The organism is Crateriforma spongiae, assembly GCF_012290005.1.
GTDB lineage: Bacteria > Planctomycetota > Planctomycetia > Pirellulales > Pirellulaceae > Crateriforma > Crateriforma spongiae.
Genome location: NZ_JAAXMS010000012.1, coordinates 146690 through 165201, shown reverse-complemented (window position 1 = coordinate 165201; position 18512 = coordinate 146690). Strand labels below are relative to the sequence as shown.

The 18512-nt window shown below is 56.0% G+C and carries 16 protein-coding genes and 1 pseudogene; 10 read left to right on the top strand and 7 right to left on the bottom strand.

Features of this window, described 5'->3' with window-relative positions; genetic code table 11:
- Both HFP54_RS24245 and HFP54_RS24240 read left to right on the top strand, forming a co-directional pair.
- Window positions 1-220, top strand: a 220-nt coding sequence (locus HFP54_RS24245; protein ID WP_206036379.1) for a 3'-5' exonuclease, incomplete at its 5' end; no start/stop codon positions are given.
- 180 nt (window positions 221-400) lie between these two features.
- A complete protein-coding gene (locus tag HFP54_RS24240) occupies window positions 401-3022 on the top strand; it encodes a DUF4268 domain-containing protein (protein ID WP_168567137.1) in 2622 nt (873 codons plus the stop codon).
- Window positions 3023-3339: 317 nt separating this feature from the next.
- On the opposite strand, the gene HFP54_RS24235 is transcribed toward HFP54_RS24240, so the two are convergent.
- Entirely contained in the window at window positions 3340-4098 is a 759-nt protein-coding gene (locus HFP54_RS24235) for a nucleotidyltransferase domain-containing protein (RefSeq protein ID WP_168567136.1), read from the bottom strand.
- 69 nt (window positions 4099-4167) lie between these two features.
- Entirely contained in the window at window positions 4168-5091 is a 924-nt protein-coding gene (locus tag HFP54_RS24230) for a nucleotidyltransferase domain-containing protein (protein ID WP_168567135.1), read from the bottom strand.
- Between the two features lie 189 nt (window positions 5092-5280).
- Here HFP54_RS24230 and HFP54_RS24225 point away from each other — a divergent pair, with 189 nt between their 5' ends.
- Genes HFP54_RS24225 through HFP54_RS24215 form a run of 3 tightly spaced genes read left to right on the top strand, consistent with a single transcriptional unit; the run spans window position 5281 to window position 7784 of the window.
- Window positions 5281-6303, top strand: a complete 1023-nt coding sequence (locus tag HFP54_RS24225) for an epimerase (protein WP_315853974.1) — start codon at window positions 5281-5283, stop codon at window positions 6301-6303.
- A gap of 55 nt (window positions 6304-6358) precedes the next feature.
- Window positions 6359-7057: a YqjF family protein gene (locus HFP54_RS24220; RefSeq protein WP_235952316.1), complete on the top strand. Its 699-nt coding sequence runs from the start codon at window positions 6359-6361 to the stop codon at window positions 7055-7057.
- Window positions 7041-7784: a phytanoyl-CoA dioxygenase family protein gene (locus HFP54_RS24215; RefSeq protein ID WP_235952315.1), complete on the top strand. Its 744-nt coding sequence runs from the start codon at window positions 7041-7043 to the stop codon at window positions 7782-7784. Before HFP54_RS24220 ends, HFP54_RS24215 begins: the two co-directional genes overlap by 17 nt.
- Before the next feature lie 60 nt (window positions 7785-7844).
- Here the strand turns inward: HFP54_RS24215 and HFP54_RS24210 are convergent, their stop codons facing one another.
- Window positions 7845-8222, bottom strand: a complete 378-nt coding sequence (locus HFP54_RS24210; protein WP_235952312.1) for a hypothetical protein — start codon at window positions 8220-8222, stop codon at window positions 7845-7847.
- A 260-nt stretch (window positions 8223-8482) separates the two neighbouring features.
- A pseudogene (locus tag HFP54_RS26485) lies at window positions 8483-8773 on the bottom strand (MTH1187 family thiamine-binding protein).
- Window positions 8774-9465: 692 nt separating this feature from the next.
- Here HFP54_RS26485 and HFP54_RS24195 point away from each other — a divergent pair.
- The 3 genes from HFP54_RS24195 (at window position 9466) to HFP54_RS24185 (ending at window position 11983) form a co-directional block, all read left to right on the top strand.
- Window positions 9466-9750 (top strand): rhodanese-like domain-containing protein, encoded by a 285-nt coding sequence (locus tag HFP54_RS24195; RefSeq protein ID WP_168567132.1) that lies wholly within the window; start codon window positions 9466-9468, stop codon window positions 9748-9750.
- A gap of 49 nt (window positions 9751-9799) precedes the next feature.
- A complete protein-coding gene (locus HFP54_RS24190) occupies window positions 9800-10882 on the top strand; it encodes an aminotransferase class V-fold PLP-dependent enzyme (protein ID WP_315853973.1) in 1083 nt (360 codons plus the stop codon).
- Between the two features lie 855 nt (window positions 10883-11737).
- The gene (locus tag HFP54_RS24185; RefSeq protein WP_168567130.1) at window positions 11738-11983 is read left to right on the top strand and encodes a hypothetical protein; all 246 of its coding nucleotides are present in this window, start codon (window positions 11738-11740) and stop codon (window positions 11981-11983) included.
- Between the two features lie 43 nt (window positions 11984-12026).
- Here the strand turns inward: HFP54_RS24185 and HFP54_RS24180 are convergent, their stop codons facing one another.
- The 3 genes from HFP54_RS24180 to HFP54_RS24170 form a co-directional block, all read right to left on the bottom strand.
- Entirely contained in the window at window positions 12027-13097 is a 1071-nt protein-coding gene (locus HFP54_RS24180; protein ID WP_206036378.1) for a hypothetical protein, read from the bottom strand.
- Window positions 13098-13338: 241 nt separating this feature from the next.
- Window positions 13339-13809 carry a DUF305 domain-containing protein gene (locus HFP54_RS24175; protein WP_168567129.1) on the bottom strand — a complete coding sequence of 157 codons (471 nt, stop codon included), beginning with the start codon at window positions 13807-13809 and terminating at the stop codon, window positions 13339-13341.
- A gap of 138 nt (window positions 13810-13947) precedes the next feature.
- On the bottom strand, window positions 13948-15606 hold the full coding sequence (locus HFP54_RS24170) for a TolC family protein (RefSeq protein ID WP_168567128.1): 1659 nt from the start codon (window positions 15604-15606) through the stop codon (window positions 13948-13950).
- 317 nt (window positions 15607-15923) lie between these two features.
- Between HFP54_RS24170 and HFP54_RS24165 the strand changes: the two genes are divergently transcribed.
- On the top strand, window positions 15924-16289 hold the full coding sequence (locus HFP54_RS24165) for a hypothetical protein (RefSeq protein ID WP_168567127.1): 366 nt from the start codon (window positions 15924-15926) through the stop codon (window positions 16287-16289).
- 207 nt (window positions 16290-16496) lie between these two features.
- Window positions 16497-18500, top strand: coding sequence for a heavy metal-binding domain-containing protein (locus tag HFP54_RS24160; protein ID WP_168567126.1), 2004 nt, complete (start codon window positions 16497-16499; stop codon window positions 18498-18500).
- Window positions 18501-18512: the final 12 nt, after the last annotated feature.

Below are 18512 nucleotides of genomic sequence, written 5' to 3'. Positions count from 1 at the left end.
GGGCCTGGAGTTCCGGTGCGTGATCATTGCAGGACTATCTGATGGAGTCTTCCCGACGAAATATCGAGGCCGTGCAGACGATAAGCGAGCCCAACAACAGCATATCGCTGCGGAACAAAATCTGCTGTATGTCGCAGGGTCGCGCGCCAGAGACCAACTGTATGTGAGCACTATTGGCGGTTTCGCAGAGTCTGAATATCTGACCACCTCAACGGATTGATTGTCGTGCCGTCAATGAGGCAGCGATCAATGGCTTAAAGTCCACCGAAGCCTGCCGACCGAACTTGCTTTGGAGATGCTCAGCCACCACCTTCAAGACTTTCCTGCAACAACGCACGTACTTCGGGAGTCCATTAGTTATCTCGTTCAAACCTGAATATCACGAGAATCAATCAAGATCATGAAAGCCGACGCTCAACCGCTCAGCGACATTTTGTCGAACAATATTCAGTACCTTATCCCGTTTTTCCAGCGATCGTATTCCTGGGAACGGGACAATTGGGATCGTCTGGGCGATGACATTCAGTCGCTGCTTGTAGAGGATTTGTCGAAGAAGCACTTTCTTGGACCGCTGGTTTGTTCGCTTCAGTCAGCATTGCCCGGAAAGGTCTCTCAATATCAGTTGATTGATGGCCAGCAGCGACTCACGACCTTGTCTGTCCTACTCGTCGCGCTTCGTGACGAGGCGAAGAGAGTTGGAGATGCGAAACTAGCGGCTCAGATCGAGCGCCACTATTTGATCAACGAGTTCGAGGAGAAATTAGATCGCTACAAATTGCTGCCGCGGACCGGTGATCGCGAACTGTTCTCGGCGTTGGTGGATCGCAAAAGGGCAGATGACCCGAACTCACGGCTTACCGCCGCACATGACTTCTTCATGAAGTTTATTCGGACTCACGCCCACAACGACGACCAATATCTTCGAAAGCTTTTTGACACGATTGTTGGCCGTCTTTTTCTCGTTGCGATCACGCTGGAAAAGGAGGATCCCTACGAAATCTTTGAAAGCCTGAACTCAACCGGGCTGCCACTCTTGGAATCGGATCTTATCCGGAACTTCCTCTTCATGCAGATTCCGCTGGAGGAGCAAGGAGATTTTCAGAACGAACACTGGGCCCCGTTCGAGGCAGAGTTCGAACCGGCCGCTGGTGAATCAACGATTGCCCCGACGGCGTTCTACCGCGACTTCCTGATGCGCGGTGGCGAATACTCTAAAGCCAAAGAAACCTTCAGCGATTTCAAAAAATATTTCGAGGAACAGGATAGCTCGCCAACCGAGATGGTCGGGGAATTACGACGATTTGCTGGGCACGCCAAGTCGATCGTAAATTATGAGAAGGTGACGTCACCCAAAGTTGCCAAGGTGCTTCGACATTTTGTGTGGATGGAGGCGTCGACCGCGTATCCGGTCGTTTTGAATTTGCTGGAGCAGCGCCACCAAAAACAGCTTTCTGATGACGATTTTGTGAGCTGTATGTCTGACCTGAACAGCTTCATACTCAGGCGTTCAATCTGCGGAGAAAGTACGCGTGCCTACGGCCGATGGTTCTGTGAGTTAGCAGGGCAACTCACCGGCGCCGTTAATCAGAACATTCGTGCTTATCTGCTGCATCGCGGATGGCCGGATGATGAAACGTTCCAACGAAGTCTTGTTGACTTTCCCATCTACCGACGCGAGTTCAAAAAATGTCGGATCGTCCTTGAAATGCTCGAACGTGCTGACGGCCATAAAGAGGTGGTCGACCTAGAAAAAATTCAGATAGAGCATATAATGCCGCAGAAGTTACCGTCTGGGCCGGCCGGTAAGGAGTGGAGACAGATGCTCGGAGAGCGACCGAAGCGGACTCACGAGCGTTGGGTTCACACACTCGGAAATCTGACGTTGACCGGCTACAACCAAACACTAAGTAATCGAGCGTTCAGCGAGAAACGCAATGAATTGGTTGAAAGCAAACTATCGCTGAACAAGATCTTCGAAACGGCTGAAATGTGGGGCGAAGATCAGATCCGCGGGCGAGGACAGAGCTTGGCAGCGGAAGCTTGTGTGCTCTGGCCTCGACCGGAAAGCGATGTGAAGTACGTGCCTCCAGTTAAGTCGGGTGGGACGGAGAACAAAGGTAAACAACGTCGCACAGAATACTGGCGGCGTTTCGGCGAGGTTCTCGAAACCAGCGGAGTCAGCCTGCGTCCGGTGCGCAAGATTGAAGGCCGGATTTGTGATTTTTTCTTGCCAATGGCCGATGTCAATCTGGCGGCTAAATTGGTGACGAACAAAAAGCAGTTGACGATCGAGTTTCGTTTTGCACGACCGCGTGGAAAAAAGATTTTTGAAGGTTTGTTGGCTCACCGTGAAACAATCGACGCCGGGTTTGAGTTTCCGCCAGCATGGGACAATTGCAAGAAGCCGACAATCACGTTCACGAGGCCCGACGTTTCAATTCGCGACCAGTATGACTGGCTCGATCAACACAATTGGATGGTCCGAATCCTTGGTGATATCGAATCCGACTTGCTCGGTAGAATCCGTTCGCTACATGAAGCCGTTCAAGAGAAGTCTGAATCAAAACAAGCATTCATCGATTTCTGGATTGGATTTCATAAACTTTTGTTCGAAGAGAAAAGTCAGCTTCTTGCAACAACGCCTCTGCCGCAGCACTGGAACAATTTGGCGATTGGACGCTCGGGCGTATGGATCGAGACTTCGATCAGTCCGAGCAAGTCGTGCATGACTGTAATGCTGATCATGGGAACGAAGAAGTCCCCCATCTTCTTCCCACAACTCGCGGCCGATAAAGAGTCCATTGAGCAGGCTGTTGGCCAATCGCTGCACTGGAACAACTCACCAGATTTAAAGCAGTGGCGAATAGAGTTGACACAAACGGATGTTGATTTCTCTAATCGAGATAATTGGCCAGCTTACCAACGCTGGATGTTCGACAACCTGAACCTCTTCGATGTAGCGTTCCGCGAACGCATTCAAAATCTGAAAGTTGATGATGAATCGGATGAAGAGGAAGTTTGATTCGACTGTGTACAACGCTCAATTGTTCAGCTAATTGCAATCTTTGCTGGAGGTGTGTGACAAAGTCACGGAATTCTGGCTGGATTGTGTGACATAGCCGCTTGAGGCCTGTTGGGGGCTTCTCGTAACTGTCGTGTTCTTTTGAAACGTCGCCCGCCGCGGGCGGCGTCGAACATGACTTTGACGAGGGAGTCTCTCGCATGCAGAACTGGTGGGAAATTGCACCCGCCGATCCAAACGCTCCGCCGCTTGTTCGGGCGGTTGCGTACTATCGGCATTAAGCTCAGGGCATTTGCAGTACTGGTAACTCTATTCATTCAATCTGCATTAAGTCTCAACCGAACGAGCAAGTCGTTCAATTCCTGCCGGGCGGATGGAGCTTCGGGGAGGTTGGACTTCTCGTGTGCCGATTCCAATTCGGCGGTCAGTCGTTGGCACTCCCGCTCGTAGAACGCGAGATCCGTCGCATCGAGCGTCCCCTTCTCCGGACCATTTGACTCGCGGTCAACCAGTTCCTCAATGTAGCTCAGTCCTGCGGTCTCATTGAGCCGCAGGATGTTCGCTTCGACTTCGCCGGTTTGCATTAGATGGATGCCGGTCAGCAGCACACGGAAGACGTACAGCAACGGCTTGACTCGCGGCGGAGACTCCTTGCCGAACAGTTTCCACTGTGTCGCTGCGAAACCGAGGTAATGATGTGCGTGATGCTTGGTGATGCAACCTGCGGCGATGGACTTCAGTTCGTCGTGCTCGGGAGTGCTGTGCACAATCAGAGGCGAGAAGATTTGTTCGAGCACGTATCCGTTCCGCTTCAGCATCAACGTGAAGAATTTTGATGCGTCGTGCGTGACCAGGTCTATCTCCAGACCGTCGTAGATACCCTCTTTTTCGACCGTTTGGTCGCCCTCGTCGAGTCCGACAACGGTCTCCAGTGGCAGCAGATGGACGCCTCGCAAACCGAAATCCGAATCGGCTGACCGAAAACCGTAGAGGAGAGCACCGCTAATCGTTGCAAAAAGCAACGGATAGGGATGCGATTGAACGTGCTGGAGCAGTTTTTCGTTTGGCAGATTCATGGTAGTGGACGACGCGAGGAGTCCGGGATGTTGTTGTTTGTTGTGGGATGGGACGCGTCGCCTCGTCCACTACGGAAGTTGGTTTTGCATCGCTTGGCGTCGTGCGTCAATCAGGAACGCGTTGGCTCGGTCGTAGTCGGGTCGGTCGGGGAGTGCGGTTTGTTTGAAGGCGCATTCGAATTCGACTTGCAGTGCTTTCCGCCAGCGGTCGGCTTCGTCAAACGGCATCTCGCCCCGTTTGATCGTCAGTAGCCGATCGCGATGGTCGCCGACATCGACGGAAACGCAACCGTGCTGCAACACATGGGTTCCCGAAAGAAGCAACCGAATCAAGTGCATGACGTGCTTCCACTTCACGCGGCCTTGATTGCGGATGTCGGTTTGCATCTTCTTGAACTGCGATGCGACGTAGCCTGAGTAGGTTTGAAAGACCAGTTTGGACAAGAAAGCTTCGCGCATCGCGAGCAATTCGTCACCCAGCGGCGTGGTCCTTTCGACAATTGGCGAATAGAGACATTCGAGAACGTTCGGGTTCGCTTTCAGTGCGAGCACGATGAACTTCTGCAATTCCCAGTACACCTCCTGCGTTTTATCGTTCTCCAGTTGCTCGGGGACTCCATAGAGCGACCAATGCAGGTCGGCCGGTGGCAGGTAGATCCCGCGGCGGTCGGTGTCGGAAGCTTCATCTTCGAGTCCGTAGGCCCGTGAACCGATGACGCAACGAAAGATCACCCGTTCGTACAAACCGGAGCTGGCCAGCGACGCATCGGCGTCGCGGATGGTTTGACTTTTGAAATCCGCTAGCCGAACGAGTTGGTCATGATGGATCGGAGCTTCAAAGCCATCGCTGAATTTGACTCGATACGCGTGAGTCCGATCGACGGGCGCACGAACGATGACGCCAACCGCTCCGGCCGGGTGGGCGATCCGATCGTTCGCCGCCATGACGTCCTTCTGAGCGACCACTTGTGTGCCGGGGGAATAGATCAGCATGGGTTTCTTCTCGTAGTGGACGAGGCAACGAGTCCATGACTTGAGGGACTCGTCGCCTCGTCCACTACAAAAAGACTCTAGTCGAATAGGAGTTTTATCATTTGCCGCAGGTTCGCAGATGTCGCCCGTGGCCCGGGGCTGCGGTTAATTGAATGAAATCAGCAGCGTTTCCGCCTTTGGAGTGAATTCGTGACCAGTGACTTGAAGAACAAACGGATCGTCATCGCCGGCGGTAGCGGATTTCTTGGGCTTTCGATGGCGGAAGCGTTTTTGGCGGCTGGGGCTGAGGTCACGATTATTTCACGCTCGGTTCCGAAAGCGAAGGGAGATTGGAAGCACGTCGTCTGGGACGGGCGGTCGGTGCCGGTAGTGGACGACGCGATTAGTCCTGAGAGTACGGGGAATGGTGAGGGACTCGTCGCCTCGTCCACTACGTCTGGGACGGATTGGTTAGCCGCCATCGACGGTTGTGACGCGGTCGTTAACCTCGCCGGCCGAACGGTGAACTGCATCAAGACACCCGATCACTGCGATGAGATCTTGCGATCGCGGATTGAGTCGACTCAGGTGCTTGGGGCGGCGATGCGGAAGGTCGCGAGTCCACCGCCGGTTTGGGTGCAGATGAGCACGGCTCACATCTACGGTGATCCGCCGTCGGCCGTTTGCACCGAAGACTCGGCTTATGGGTTCGGACTGGCCCCGACGGTTGCCCGAGCGTGGGAGGCTGCGTTTGCTGAAAGCAAAATGCCGGATCAACGCGGAGTGGTGATGCGGACCAGTTTCGTCGTTGGACGCGATCGTGGAGCGGGCGGCGGAGCACTCGGGACGCTTGGCTTGATCGCTAAGCTAGGACTGGGCGGCAAGGTCGCCAGCGGTACGCAGGGCATGTCGTGGATTCATGAAGACGACATCAACGCAATCTTCGCCCGCGCGATCACCGACGAGACGATGTCGGGCGCCTACATTGTTTCGTCACCCAACCCGAAGTCGCAGGCTGATTTCATGCGGACGCTTCGCGAGGTGATTGGGATGCCGATCGGACTGCCTGCGTTCGAATGGATGGTCCGCATTGGGGCTCCGTTGTTCATGCGAACCGATCCGGAATTGGTGCTCTACGGTCGCTACGTGATTCCGCAGCGTTTGATGAAAGAAGGTTTTGAGTTTCAATTTGCCGATCTCGAACCTGCACTGAGGGACCTTTATGGAAAGTAGAACGGCAGGACCGATATCTGACAGAACGTGGCCGCTGCCAAGACAACCCTGGGTCATGCGAATGACGTGGTCGGAATTGCTGTTTGCTCACTGGGCTGTGGATCCCCAAGTGGTTGCGGCCCGATTGCCGGCGGGCGTCACGCTTGACACCCGAGATGGCAAAGCCTGGGTCGGGGTGGTTCCCTTCTTGATGTCGAACATCGCTCCGCGCTTCTGCCCGCCGATACCGGGCTTGAGTCGGTTCCTGGAATTGAACGTGCGAACTTATGTCACCGTCGACGGCAAACCGGGTGTTTGGTTTTTCTCACTGGATGCCGAAAGCCGAGTGGCGGTTCGTGTGGCTCGCGCGACGTTCAACCTGCCGTACATGGACGCGACCATGTCGATCGAACGAAACGATGATTCTGCCATCGACTATCGCAGTCGCCGGACTCATCGCGGGGAGCCGCCGGCAGAGTACGAGGCAAGCTACTGGGCCGCCGGCGAATTCAACAGAGCCGAGCCGGGATCGCTGGAACATTGGCTGACGGCGAGGTACTGCCTCTACAGTGCCAATCGTCGTGGTCGCATCTATCGCGGCGAAATTGATCATCCGCCCTGGTCGCTGGCACCGGCCACCTGCGACGAGAGGATCAACACGATGGGCGACGGGTTTGGTTTCAAGTTCGAAGGCGAGCCGCATCTGCTGCTCGCAAAGCCCATCGACGTGCGGGCCTGGGTCGTGCAAAAATGTGGGGATGGACGAACTGCTTAAAGACCGCCTCAGCCGCGATGGCTATTGTCTATTGCCGGGCGCGGTCGATCTGGAGACGACAGAACGGCTGCGATCCATCTGTGACCAGACCTTTACCGAAGACACCGAATCGGTTCGTGCTCGAGACCTTTCGAAGAGGGCGAGTCGCGGGCATGTTTATGCCGCTCGAAATTTGATCGAGACGATGCCCGAGGTTTCGACGGTGTGGCGGAACAAGCCGATATTGTCGTTCCTTCACGCGGAACTTGGGTCGGAGTTCGGGCTGGTTCGCGCGTTGTTCTTCGACAAACCACCTGAGCGAACTTGGAATCTGCCGTGGCACAAGGACACGTCGATTGCGGTTCGCGATAACCAGATCGTGTCGACGCACTTTTCACGACCGACAGTCAAAGCAGGCGTTCCGCACTTGATTGCTGCGGATGACGTCTTGCGGCAAATGCTGACGCTGCGAATCCATCTTGATGAAGTCACCGACGAGAACGCGCCTCTGCGGGTGATCCCTGGCTCGCATGTGTCCAGCGAATCCGAGGGCGTGGGCATTGAAGAAGCCGTGACGATCTATGCCAAACCCGGCGACGTGCTGGCCATGCGTCCGCTGATCAGCCACGCCAGCGGCTCGTCAGTCGAAGGAACGAAGCGTCACCGACGTATTCTGCATCTCGAGTTTGCAGCCTCAGAATCGTTGCCCGACGGAGTTCGTTGGCATGACTATGTCGCTGTCTCGTAGTGGACGACGCGAGGAGTCCTCGGAATGCCAATGCGCGGAGGGGACTCGTCGCCTCGTCCACTACGGGTTTAGTTGCTGCATTCCTCTTTGTCGTAGTCTGGACACGATCCGGTCAAACTGATTCCAGTAGTCGCTATCGAACGGTTTGAGTTCGGGATAACCCGGAACGAGACAACCGGAGTACGAATACGTCGCGTAGCCATCGGGTTCGACAATGGCCGCCCGCTCTGGATTGCGAGCGATGTAATTGCAAAGCTCTCGGAAGGCTTCTTCCCGTCGCTCTTCTTCCTTCAGCACATGGTCGTAGGCTTGGTCCTGCAGTCCGTAACCGATCAGTTCGAGCGATTCATGACAACGCAACCGAAAGTGCTTCATTGCGTTGAGCTGGTCGCAGCCGCTGAACAGTCCCATCCAAACCATGTGCATGTGGTCTGGCATGAGACAAAAGATGGGGGACGCTAAGCCGTACCGGAACATGGTGTGGGTGAGCAGTTCGCGAAAACGGTAGTAAAACACCGGTCGGAGCCAGCCTTGAAGCCGATCTCTCACCGTGACGGTCCAGTGAACGATGGCATCGCCTTGGTAGTTTTCTCGAGGCAGTCGTTTCAGGTGATCGCGTTTCATAAAGGTAGTGGATGACGCGAGGAATCCATTCGGGTTTGAGAATGTGGATGTGGAAGGACTCGTCGCCTCGTCCACTACGGTTTGACGCTGTCGATTTTATCCTGCATCGTTTGATCACGGTCGGTCCGCGTCCCTGCCTTAATTGTCGTCGTGATTCGCGGAGCTCCCATTTCGTGAACTCGCTCGTGGCATCGTTTGATCGCCGCGAACACATCGTCCCATTCGCCTTCGATGTTCGTTCCGTAGGCGTGCATTTGATGATTCAGCCCAGCGTCGTCGAGGACTTTCTGACATTCGGCCACTTACTGGCTGACGGAGACGCCGACACCGAGCGGGACGACGCAGAGATCAACGATGACTTTCACGATTGCTAGTCGATTTGGTGGCTATCGCGGTCTGAAACACTTGCTTCATTTGAGAAACAAGGGTGTCGATCAGTCGGGTGAGATTGCCCAGATGGTGTACCAGTATTTCGCATGGAAACGTTATTGCGAACCCAGTTGGTCGAGGATCTCAGCGGCGAGACCGGACAACGCTAGTCGAAGCTCCGCGATCTCAGACATCGCTGTTGATGTAGGCCCGAGCTACGAACGCGTCATACCGCTCGCCAACAATGGCTTCGCCAAAGTAAAGCACCCTTACTCAAAGCCTTCGGTGTCGTAGCGGATCGGGCAAGACTTTTGCAGAACGATCAGATTGCCGATCGGCGAATACCTGTGCAACTTATTTGCGGACGATTCCTTGGGTAGAATGCATCCATGAGCAACAACAGCCCCAAATCTGAATCGAAATCGACGCCGGAGGCGTGCCCGACGACCGATCCCGCGTGTCCCGTTTGTGGCGGCCGGCTGGTCGACATTCGTGGCAAGCTGCAATGCACGCGGTGTCATCGGATCTGCGAGACGTGCTGCGAAGGCAACCGAAGTTAGAAGAGTGAAGGGTGAAGAGTGAAGAAATCTTGGAATTCGAGGCGACAGGTAGGGCTTAGCCGTTAAAGACCTATCGCTGATCCGGACCGACGTGTGTCTTGAAGCGTGAGTAACACGGTTTGTTTGTAGTGGACGAGGCGACGAGTCCCGGTAGAAAGGGATTCGTCGCCTCATCCACTACCGTGGGCGGACGAAGTTACTTGTTCGCTCGGAAGCTGGTGGCGAAAGGGATTGATGCGGTCAACTATCACGCCAGCATTTTGGGCTGGTGCCATGCCGGCTTGCCACTTGAAACGCCCGATGGAGAGTCGACCAACGCCGTGCATCCCTACTGGCGGATCTTTCGTGTTCCGGATCAGTACGACGTGAAATTAATGGCGATGAACAAACAGGAAAATAGACCGCATGGATGAACCGATTTACTTGAATCACGCTGGGACGAGCTGGCCAACGCCAGCTCCCGTGACTGATGCAGTGACGGATGCGATGCGGTCTCATCCGTGTGAATGGCCGGAGCGATTTGAGAGAGCTCATGCGGCGGTGTGTCGGTTCTTTGGTGTGGCCGATCCGGAGCAATTGCTGCTGACGCCGGGCTGCACGTCATCCCTTGCGACGGCGATCGTGAACATAGACTTGCTACCAGGAAAGCGAGTTCTGACCAGCCATTGGGAGCACCATGCGGTCGATGGACCGTTGCAAAAGCTGAGCGAGAAGGGGATCGAGGTCGAGCGGATTGCAGCCGGCCACGATCGGCCGGTGGACTTGGGTGCGTTTGAGAAAAACCTTGCAAGACGCGACGTCGGGCTGGTTGCGGTGACGGCCGCCTGCAACGTGACAGGAGACTTGTTGCCTATCGAGCGGATGACTGAACTGTCACATCAGTACGATGCGATGGTGTTGATTGATGCCGCTCAGATTGTTGGATGGGTGGATCTGGCTTTGGATCAGTTGGGCGCTGACTTGGTGGCCTTCGGTGGGCACAAAGGTTTGCAAGCTCCATGGGGCATTGGCGGTTTGTACGTCGCAGCAAGCGCAATCATGAAATGCCCGACCGCTCAGTGTGCGATTCCGGACCGCAATGCCGATGATTCAGGCCGACCGATGGGAAACCGACTGGTGGGAAATCGGCCGGGGTATTGCGACGTGGGATCGGTCGACCAATTTTCGCTCGCCGGATTGGAAGCGTCCATTAATCGACTTGGTGAGACGACTCGAACGCATGACTTGGAAATCGCCCGCGGGCAGGCGAGTCGTTTGCGAGAAACGTTGTCTCGCAGCTCGCGAGTGACTTTGTTTGGATCAGCTGATCCGGATAGCCGTCTTCCGACGATCGCGTTTTCGGTCGAGGGAGAAACGAGTGGCGAGTCAGCCAATCGGCTTCGGCGGCACGGATTAATCGTCGGCAGTGGGTTGCAGTGTTCGCCGGTGTCCCACGAAGCGTTGGGCACGGCCGAGACCGGCTTGGTGAGAATTTCCGTCGGCGTTCGGCAACCTGAACACGAGATCAAAATCGCCACCGAGCGACTGGCTCGGTTTGCCGAGTGATCGGCCCAGCCCAGATCGGTCTCGCGTTGTCGCCCCCGAGCCCAGCGGCACCAAAATCGGGTTATGAAGTCGGTGTGGCCCAAATCTCTCATCACCCAGAGACGATTTCACACCGAAGATTGCGGGTTATTCGCGGCAACAAGTGTTTTCTCATAACCCACCGCCAGAGACTCGCCCGCCGGTTTGAAAAGCGTCCGTCTCTCTCACAAAATTTATCGGGACATATGGAATCGGAATTGATGGCGTCCCAAAGAAATTGCAATTTGGTGATCGACCGCGTGGCAAAGCACGCTTTTTACCGAGCCGATTAGCACTTAGAAAAGTGGGAAAAACATGTGCAACGGAATCTCTACTTATCCGACGTTTACACCGCAGAGACAAGTGTTTTTGAAGACGCGAATTACCTTGTCTCTTTTGGTACACCCCGTGCCACAATCCGAACGGCCTGTTGACCACTCAACTTCTCTGCGAATCAAATCGGTTCGCAGACCCAGATGTGAACGAAAGGTCGGCGTGTGCTCCACGCCGACCTTTCTTCGTTTTCCCCCAGTATTTTGCGGGGTGAACGAGATTGCGATCGCCTTTTGCCTTTCTTCGATTCTCCGGCCGAGAAGATAACCCGGCGACATCCGGGTTATGGGATTGAGGCGTTTTGGGCCGTTTTCTTGACTTCTTCGTTTCTTGCGCGTTCTGGGTTAACGAACGTCGGGACCTCTGGGGTCGGTCCGGATTCGAAACGCGTTTGACCCCGCAAAACGCTGTGTTTTCGACGAGTTCGCAAATGAGGGGGTGGCAGTCCGCCCAGTTCCCGAAATTTTCTCGGCAGAGAATCAGAGAAAAGCTGGGTAATGTGACATGACCTCCATTCCGCCCTACACGTCCGCCGAAGTCGAAGCGATTCAGCTGGAGCTGTTTCGGCGAATGACGCCGGCCGAGCGACTCGCGAAGATGTGCAGTCTCACCGCAATCATTCGCAGAATGGCGTTTGATGCCATCCGGCGAACGCATCCAGATCTCGACGAAGCCGGAGTCCGGCTGAAGTTCATCGAGACGACGTACGGAAAAGAACTCGCGGATGCGGTTCGCGATCAACCGCGGTAGCGCGAATCGACGTAAGTCACTCGCACAACCGCTCCACCTCGGGCTACATCAGGTAACGCAGCGTGTCGTACGCTGCCTTTTCTTTGTCTGGATAGTCCACCGGCTCGGCTAGTTCGTGAAAGCCGAACATCGTTTTGACGCGATGCGTCAACAGTGCTCGATCGTAGGGAACATCACCCGAGGTCCAGTAGGCCGGGTTGTTCGGGGTGAAGTTCGACACCTGTAGTGGGCCTTTCTCGTCGGCCACGTTGGGTAGGCTTCTCCACAGACGCAGGTGTTGGCGATGAGAGCGTACCGCACGCGATGCTAGCTCGTCGTAGCCACAGTCATCGAGATCGGCGATCGCAGCGGCATGGTTAATGATATGGACCAAGCCGCCATAGCCGACGCGATGGACGGATGGATCTTGGCCGATGGCTTCATCGAGCACCGCACTGGCCATCGCGGGGATGTCGTCGTACATCGGAGCGTTGTCGTTCTCTGCAAGCTGGATTTTGTGTCCATGGATACGACCTTTCTGCTTACCGTAGTAGCCACTTCCAGGTGTCTGGCCTTCAAAAAGCGTCATCAGCTTTCGGATCCCGTCGATGATCGCCGGGGTCGCGTACTCAGGATGTTCCTTCAACGCTCGGATCGCGAAGGAAGCAAAGATGACGTTGTGACCCGATTGACGAGGCTGGTCGATGCTCTTCTCGAGTGCCTCAGCGATGCCGTCGATCAGCGTTTCATCGGCCGATTGTTTTGGGAGCGGCTCGAAAAGTTCCGCATCCGTGAGCTTTGCTTTTCGAGACATTCGTTTGCCAAACACGGACTCGCCTCGCATCACGCGCCGCAGATCATCTCGAATGCCCTCCTCGACTTGCGGTCCCAAATTCGGATGCTGCCCCATGACGTAGTAACCCGCGATGAGCGATGCCCCCAGATGACCCGCCATCGAACTCAGGTGATGGGCACGTGCGAGAGCGTTAAGCCCCCACTCGAGATACCTTCGGCCGTCCGTGTCCGCTTCTTCGTCGGCTAAGTCGTCTGCAAATGTCGTCGGAAGCAAGGTGCCTACGATCGCACCGCCGGCTGAAACGCTCGCAGTCAGCGATAAAAATCTTCGACGTCTCATTCACAATTCCAAACAGGGTGATCGGTTCGTCCGGTTCATCTCAGAGCGAAACCATGCTCAATCATAGTGCCAACGCGGTTTGCAGATAACATCAAGGACACAACGAGACCAGGAATCTCGCCGTTCGTATGCCATGGAGTTGGAGCAGATCTGTTTGGTCTGGGGGCCAATTCTGCGACCCGTATCAGGCATGGTGCCAATGCGGACGAACGACGGATGGTCGGATGGTTGCTTTGATCATTCAATCGCGACTTGCCAACTCAAAGTTCTCGCTTTCCAGATCGGCGATGTAGCGTTCCATCATCGCGATTTCTTTCTTCTGCGTTTCGATGATCTCGTCGGCCAGCTCTCGGACTCGGGGATCACTGATTTCCGCTCGTTCGCTCGTGAGGATTGCGATGGAATGATGCGGGATCATGGCTTTCATCCACGAGACGTCTTGAACCGTTTGTTGGCTGCGGACCAGGTACAACGATCCAAGAAAGACGACGACGCTGGTCGCGAAGATGCCGATGTTTGCTTTCTTGTTGTCGTACATCTTCAGCATGAACGCCAGCATGATCATTGCCATCGTCGCACCCATCAAGAACGCCATGTAGAACCGCGTTTCGCTCCACCAGACATGGTCCCACGCGTAGGTGTTCATGTACATCAACCCGTACATAACCGTGGTCGACGTGGCGATCATGCCGGCAAAGAGCTTGTAGGACATGGGGGTCTCCTGAGTTGAAACGTGTTGCGTTGCAACCAGCACCTCGGTGCGAATACCGCGCCATTCGCCAGCTTCGTTCCGCGAAGGAGTTGGGGAGATAAGGAGTAAAACGGCACCCTGACTCCCCCTCTCCTTGTCTCAAAACGGACAGCCCACCGTGCGGTCGATTTGAGCAATGGTGCCGGCGAGGGTGGCTTTGAAGCGGGCGAGTTGGGTCTCGAACATTAGGAGCTCGCGGTAGGTTTCGATCAGCGTGAAAAAGTCCGTGCGTTCGCCTCGGTAGTCGGCGATGGCCAGTTTTAGGGTGTCTTCGGTGCGGGGGATGATGCGGTCTTCGTAGATATTTGTCTGCTCGACCAGCGAATCGGCTTGCACCAACAGACGTCGCAAACGTCCGTAGATCTCATCACGTTCGGCTTCGAGACGCTTCATCGAATTGCTGCGGCGGTGGGCGGCTTCGCGAACACCGGCTGCGATTTTGTCACGCCAGATCGGAAGCGTGGTGCCGAACGTGATGCTGAGATTGTCGTTGCCGTTGGCCACGGGGCTAATCACATCGTGGTTGTCGCTAACGATGCCCCAGTTCAATCCGACCATGAAGTCCGGGTACTGTTGCAAGCAAGCCAATCGTTCCTTTTGCCGGTCGCGAGCGATTTCGGCGGCTAGACCTCGCAGCGACGGATTGCACTGTTCGGCCTGGGCGATCAACGCGTCAAGTTGCATCGGAGCGTCGTCGACGTTCAGTTCGTCGGTGGCTTGTGGGATCAGGCCGACGGGTTGTTGCAACAAGGCGGCAAGATCGGCTTGTGCCATGCCCTGCATCTTTTGAAGCTGGATCAATTGGTCGGCCAAGCGATCCGCTTCCAACTGAGCTCGAAGCACATCCTGTTGGCTACCGCCGGCTTTGTAGCGTGCTTCGGCGACGGCGATCAGGTCGTTGATCAACTCTTCGGTTTCTTCGATGATTCGGATGGCTCGATTCGTGTACCAGACCTCGTAGTAGGCTAGCCGAACCGATTCAGTGATCTGGCGTTCGATGCGTTCGACTTCAGCCTGAGCCACTTGGGCCTCGCGGCTGACAATCGCACCTTGAGTTTCCAGTTTGTCCGGGAACGGGATGCCCTGCTGCAATGACATCTGGTTCGCGATGCGTCCACCAGCAGTCTGCAGTGCGTTGTCGTGCAGCGGCCAGAAAGTGTTGTTGAACGTCGGATCGGGCAGCGCCGTAACCTGCGGAATGCGATTCAGTTCCGCCGCGACGCGTTGCCGGGCAGCTTGCACGCTTGGATGCGCGGCTAGCGCTTGCTGAACGAAGTACTCGACGGGCTTTGTAGTGAGGAGTGATGAGTTAAGGGTGAAGAGTGAGGTTTCTGGGGCGATATTTTGCAGGCCATTAGTTTCGTCGTTGAGCAAGTCCCCCAACTCTTCATCATTATCTGAAGCCTTTTCGTCCTCGTCACTCTCCACTCCTGACTCCTCACTCCTTACTCCTGACTCCTCGCTCTCCACTCCCAACTCCAACTGCTGGGCAAAAGTCAGCATCGACGCGTCTTCTTCGCCGTAGCCGACGGTCCGTACGGTTGTGGGTGAAGTCACTTGGTCGGCTACCGGCGGTGGTGCCACTTCAGCGGCCATGACAGGAGCCGATTTCCCCGGGGCAGTTTGGGTAAAGCTAGCGTTTTCACGTGTCAAACGGCGATCCGTCGCACATCCGGTGATCGTCAAACCACACGCGATGGCAGCCAATAACGCCCGGCGAGAACGCTCTCGAGAGTTCAGCGAAGGATTGCGTTGCATGACAAACCGGCTCCATCCAGCTAGAATCGAAGTGTGTTGAGGACTGGCTCAAAGCGAATTCGTTGCGGCTGGCCCGGACCGCAATCAGTAAAAACGAACCAATTCGTCTTGAACCTTTTGTCGGTTTCTCCGATAAAGTTCATATACCACCACAGGGTATCCATTCGGGATATTTGCGTGTATCGCTCGCGTCTAATTCGTACCGTCGTCAATCTTTCGCTGATCGTCGCGTTGATGATCCAGCCGGGATCGGCGTACGTGATGGCGAAATCGTGCGATTCGCAAGTGACAACGGCTCACAAGTGCGAACGTTGCGGATGCTGCGAAGTCGAATCGCCGACGCAGCGTTGTGGTTGTTGCATTGGGCCGGCGAAGACGCCCAAGACGGCGACGCAACCGACAAGTTGCTGTTCGCACGGCGGCGACGGATCGGATGCCGAACCACCGGCGAGCGAACAGTCAGCCGAATCGGATCGACCGGTACAAGCGGCAAGGCTTGCCAAGTTGCGCAAGCGCGAAACGTTGGCTTCGCAAGTCACATCGTCTTGCCGATGCGGTATCGAGTCACAACCACTCGGCGAATCATCGCCGCCTCGTCCTACGGTGCCGCCATGCGAAAGCCACGCGGTGCGGTTGCCGGACATCCTTTGGCCGGCCGTCGCCGAAAACCAACGGCGTCTTGACCGCTTTGCGTCCAGCGATGCGCTCGTCGCTGCGCACTTCTCTCAGATCGACCTTTGTATCTGGCGTCTGTGATTCCGCGCCCGGAATCCGTCTTTAGCCAACGTTAGCAGCGGAGTTTTTATTCGCTGAGGTCTGCGCACGTCGCTGCGCCGGTCATCTGTCCTTCTTGCCGGAGTGAACGGAATGAGTCCGTTCAGAACCCTGCTATGCCTGCATCAAAAACATCGCGTTACGCCGCGCTAAAGCAAAAGCTCGGTGGTTTCGCTTACCTATTGAACCTTGCCATCAACGCAGCCGTCGTGGTGACCGTTGCGGCGATCATTCTGTTCATGATCGGCTACGCACAGCGAAGCGAGTGGATCACGGCGGACGGTTTCGGCGGTGGTGAAGCAACGACCGTGGATGCCGCTGGCGGCGAAGACGTTCGCTACATCTGCCCCATGATGTGTACGCCACCATCAACCCAGCCCGGACGTTGCCCGGTGTGTGCGATGGAGTTGGTTCCGGCCACCGGCGGCGGTGATGGCGACGGGATTTCGGTCACGATCGAGTCGGCTGCTCGGCGGCTGATCGGGATCCAAACGGCAACCAGCAAGCTGGGGCAGGTCGATCGAACGATTCGCACGATCGGTTCGATTGATTACGACGAGAGCCGGCTGTCGACCATCAGTGCTTACATCGACGGTCGAATCGAAGAACTCTTTGCGGACTACGTCGGAGTGAAGGTCAGTGAAGGCGACGATCTTGCGTTGATTTACAGTCCGACCCTCTATTCAGCTCAAACGGAGTTCGTCGCGACGCTGGAAAGTAAATCGGTCGGACGATTTAGCATCAACAACTCGGACATGCGAGCGATGGCCCGCGAAAAACTGAGCGAGTTGGGCATGACGGACCAGCAGATCGACCAGCTTGCTCGTGACCGAAAGCCGCGTTCACGAATTCGCATCAAGTCGCCACAGACTGGAACCGTGTTGGAGAAGGCGGCCGTCGAAGGTGACTACGTGAAGACCGGTCAGAAGATTTACCGCATCGCTGACCTGACCAGCGTGTGGTTGATGTTGGACTTGTTTCCTGACGACGCGGCCTTGGTGCGGTTCGGACAGCAAGTCGAAGCCGAAGTGTCGTCGATGCCGGGTGAGGTGTTTACCGGCCGAGTGGCGTTCATTGATCCGACAGTCAACCCAACGACGAGGACGGTTCGAGTTCGCGTCGAGGTGATGAACTTTGACGGCAAACTGCGGCCGGGCGACTACGCGACGGCGCGGATCGCGGTTCCTGCGGTACCCACAGAAACAGTCTACGATCCGGCATTGGCGAACAAGTACATCAGTCCGATGCACCCGCAGGTCATTCGCGACCAGCCGGGCGAGTGTCCGCTGTGCGGCATGGATTTGGTGCCGACGTCGGACCTCGGTTACGCGAGCCAGCCGGTACCGTCGCAGCGTGTCGTGACAGTTTCGCGTGATGCGGTGCTGCTGACCGGTGATCGAGCGGTGTTGTACGTCGAGACTGAACCGGGCCGATTCGAGATTCGCCGCGTGACGGTCAGCACGCTGACGGACGAGGAAGCTGTGATTGCCGAGGGACTCGCCGCTGGCGAAACCGTCGCGACACAAGGCAACTTCTTGATCGACTCGCAGATGCAATTGGCGGGCAACCCTTCGTTGATGGATCCCAGCAAGGCACCAAGCTATTCGCCGGGGCCGCTTGAATTACCGCCATCGAATCCCGTGATGTTGGCTGGCGATGCCGCGACGCAGTTTGACCGAGCTTATGGAGCCTACTTTGAAATTCAGTCAGCGATGGCAAACGACTCCGCCCCATCGGCGATCGCGGTCAACACGTTTGTCGACGCGACTCGTCGATTGGAGACGGACGCGAGTGTTCCGGACTTCGCCCAACTGAATTTCGCATCGGCCCGGCGTGCCGCGGTTCGGATGAGCCAATCGTTGGAAGTGGCGAGACATTCATTTCGTAGCGTCAGCCATGCGCTGTTGAAAGCCGCGACGTCGGCTCGCGGACCCGAAACGGCCGAGTCGTTGGTTCACATGTATTGCCCGATGGTTCCCGGTGGCGGCGGCGATTGGATGCAACCCGGCGGTGAATTGCAAAACCCGTACTGGGGCAGCGAAATGCTGACCTGCGGGGAAGTCGTCCGCGACATGGCGGTCGAGACCAATACACCTTCCATCGCAAGAGCGGAACAGTAAGGAGACGAACCC